This window comes from Desulfonatronum zhilinae (genome assembly GCF_900182865.1).
GTDB classification, from domain to species: domain Bacteria; phylum Desulfobacterota; class Desulfovibrionia; order Desulfovibrionales; family Desulfonatronaceae; genus Desulfonatronum; species Desulfonatronum lacustre.
In genome coordinates, this window is the sequence record NZ_FXUJ01000071.1 from 1 (window position 1) to 2529 (window position 2529).

A 2529-nucleotide genomic window follows, 5' to 3' on the forward strand; every position below is an offset into this window, starting at 1 on the left:
TGGTGCTGACGCTGTTCGGGGTGGCGGGCTGCTACCTGCTGATGGCCGCTCCGTTCATGGCCCTGATGCAGATCCTGATCTACGTGGCCGCGGTGAGTATCATGATTTTTTTCGCGATCATGCTCACCAAGCCGCCGGTGGGCGGGGAAGAGCAGTCGGGCCGGCCCTGGTGGGTAGGTGCGGGGTGCATTGTCGCGGCCCTGGCCCCGACCATGCTCATCGCCCGGGTGCTGCGCTGGCAGCCTCTGGCTTCCCATGAACATCCCACGGAGATCGTGCTCATGGACCTGGGCCGGACGTTCATCGAGCCGTATTTCCTGGCCTTTGAGCTGATTTCCGTGGTCCTGACCGTAGCCATGGCCGGAGCGGTGCTCCTGGCCTTTGAAAGGAGACAAGGCCAATGACCGCGCTTTCCATGTTTCAACTGGTCAGCCTGCTCTTGCTGGCCCTGGGCCTGTTCGGGGTGATCTGGCGGCGCAGCCTGGTGGGCATGCTCATCAGCGTGGAGCTGATGCTCAACGGAGCGGGCCTGAGCATCGTGGCCTCGGGCCAGCTCACCGACGCCTCGGGAACCGTGGGGCATGCCGCGGCCCTGTTCGTGATGGGTTTGGCCGCGGCCGAGGCGGCCCTGGTTCTGGCGATCATCATTGTCGTGGCCAAACGCTACGGCCACATTGAAAGCGCGCGCCTGCGCACCCTGCGAGGCTAAGCCATGCCAGAGATATTGGTCAGCGCCAAAATCCTCATCCCCCTGCTCATCACCCTGGTCGCGCCCCTGGGCATCGTCCTGGCCCGGTCCAATCCCAACAACCGGGAAGCGGTGTCTTTTGCCGCGGGAATCCTGACCTTCGCCACGGTGCTGTCCTTTGTTCCGGACGTGCTGGACGGCAAGATCTGGACCTACACCCTGTTCACTCTGATCCCCGGGGTCACGGTCAAGTTCGGGGTGGACGGGCTGTCCCTGATCTTCGCCCTGGTGGCCTCGTTTCTCTGGATCCTGGCCACCAGCTACAACATCGGGTACATGCGCTCGCTCAATGAGCACGCCCAGACCCGCTACTACTTTTGTTTCGCCGTGGCCATTTTCGGAGCCCTGGGCGTGGCCTTCAGCGCGAACATCTTCACGCTGTACTTATTCTACGAAGTCATCACCCTGTTCACGTACCCGCTGGTCGCCCACCACCAGGACGACACTTCCTTTGCCGGAGCCCGGAAGTACCTGGTCTACTTAATGGGTACATCCAAGCTCTTCCTGCTCCCGGCGATGATCATGACCTACGTCCTGGCCGGCAGCCTGGACTTCAACCTGACCGACGTGGTCCACGGTATCTTCCCCGCGGACGCCAACCCCGTCGCGGTGACCGTAACCTACGTGCTGTTCATCGCCGGCCTGGCCAAGGCCGCGATCATGCCCCTGCACAACTGGCTGCCCTCGGCCATGGTCGCGCCCACCCCGGTCTCGGCCCTGCTGCACGCAGTGGCCGTGGTCAAGGCCGGCGTGTTCTGCGTCTGCCGGATCATCCTTTCGGCCTTTGGCCTGGAAACCATGGACGTGCTCTACCTGGGCATCCCCACGGCCTATCTGGCCGCGCTCACCATCGTCGTGGCCTCGTGCATCGCCCTGACCAAGGACGACCTCAAGGCCCGGTTGGCCTATTCCACGGTCAGCCAGCTGTCCTACGTGATCCTGGGCGTGGCCCTGCTTACGCCCATGGCCGTGATGGGCGGCACCACGCACATCGCCCACCACGCCTTTGCCAAGATCACGCTGTTTTTCGGGGCCGGGGCGATCTACGTGGCCACGCACGTCAAGAAAATCAGCCTGCTTTCCGGCATGGGCCGACGGATGCCTTGGACCTTCGGGGCCTTTTCCCTGGCCGCCCTGAGCATGATCGGCGCGCCTCCGGTCTGCGGCTTCGTGACCAAATGGTACCTGGCCAACGGAGCCCTGGACGCCGGGCAGATCGTGATCCTGATCGCCCTGATGGCCAGCACCGTGCTCAACGCCAGCTACTTCGGTCCGATCATCTACAAGGCCTTTTTCGAGGCCCCGGCCCCGGGCGTCCGGCTGGAAGACTACAAGGAAGCCCCGTTGACCATGGTCGTACCCCTGTTTGTCACCGCCCTGATCTCTATTTTCCTGGGCCTGTACCCGGATACCTTCATGGGCTTCATCAAAGCCATGGCCCAGTTCTAGGAGAAAACATGTTGTTCAGAATCGCCATTACAGATGGGGATGACGGATATTTCGTCGCACGATGCCTTTCCCTGAAAAGCTGCTGGTCCCAGGGGAAAACGCCCGGCGAAGCGCTTGCGAACATCCGTGAAGCCATTGAATTGTATCTTGAACCTGATCCAACGAAAATTGCCCAGTATCAGGGCCAGGAGCTTGTTGAAATCACTTTATGAAGCCTCCGCTGTTAACTGGTCGTCAGGTCTTGTCCGCTTTGGAGCGACTGGGCTTTGTAGAAATTCACCGCCGCGGCAGTCATGTGAAAATGAAGCATGCTGACGGAAGAATAATTGTTT

Annotated in this window: 5 protein-coding genes; all 5 read left to right on the forward strand. The window is 61.3% G+C overall.

The annotated features are described in order from the left end of the window. A partial coding sequence (locus AC559A_RS18945) for an NADH-quinone oxidoreductase subunit J family protein (RefSeq protein ID WP_498819254.1) occupies positions 1-404 on the forward strand: 404 nt, incomplete at its 5' end. Continuing rightward, the gene (gene nuoK, locus AC559A_RS18950; RefSeq protein ID WP_028573368.1) at positions 401-709 is read left to right on the forward strand and encodes an NADH-quinone oxidoreductase subunit NuoK; all 309 of its coding nucleotides are present in this window, start codon (positions 401-403) and stop codon (positions 707-709) included. The genes AC559A_RS18945 and nuoK, both read left to right, overlap by 4 nt. Positions 710-712: 3 nt before the next feature. Beyond that, on the forward strand, positions 713-2197 hold the full coding sequence (locus AC559A_RS18955; RefSeq protein WP_498819255.1) for a monovalent cation/H+ antiporter subunit D family protein: 1485 nt from the start codon (positions 713-715) through the stop codon (positions 2195-2197). Positions 2198-2205: 8 nt separating this feature from the next. Further along, positions 2206-2409 (forward strand): type II toxin-antitoxin system HicB family antitoxin, encoded by a 204-nt coding sequence (locus tag AC559A_RS18960; RefSeq protein WP_498819256.1) that lies wholly within the window; start codon positions 2206-2208, stop codon positions 2407-2409. Beyond that, the coding region (locus AC559A_RS18965) for a type II toxin-antitoxin system HicA family toxin (protein ID WP_498819257.1) at positions 2406-2529 on the forward strand (124 nt) is incomplete at its 3' end. The genes AC559A_RS18960 and AC559A_RS18965, both read left to right, overlap by 4 nt.

Coding starts and splice junctions, on each gene's coding strand:
- nuoK (WP_028573368.1), top strand. CDS start 401: ATGACCGCGCTTTCCATGTTTCAACTGGTCAGCCTGCTCTTGCTGGCC.
- AC559A_RS18955 (WP_498819255.1), top strand. CDS start 713: ATGCCAGAGATATTGGTCAGCGCCAAAATCCTCATCCCCCTGCTCATC.
- AC559A_RS18960 (WP_498819256.1), top strand. CDS start 2,206: ATGTTGTTCAGAATCGCCATTACAGATGGGGATGACGGATATTTCGTC.